General features: G+C 52.5%; 1 rRNA gene. It reads right to left on the bottom strand.

The features are described from left to right. A 23S ribosomal RNA gene (locus AC6EMZ_RS23385) occupies positions 1 to 255 on the bottom strand; the annotation flags it as partial.

Below are 255 nucleotides of genomic sequence, written 5' to 3' on the forward strand. Positions count from 1 at the left end.
GCTTATGCCATTGCACTAACCTCCTGATGTCCGACCAGGATTAGCTAACCTTCGTGCTCCTCCGTTACTCTTTAGGAGGAGACCGCCCCAGTCAAACTACCCACCAGACACTGTCCGCAACCCGGATCACGGGTCTACGTTAGAACACCAGCCATTAAAGGGTGGTATTTCAAGGTTGGCTCCACAAGAACTGGCGTCCTCGCTTCAAAGCCTCCCACCTATCCTACACATCAAGGACCAGTGTTCAGTGTCAAG

This window comes from Enterobacter sp. SCRI0065, from assembly GCF_059766475.1.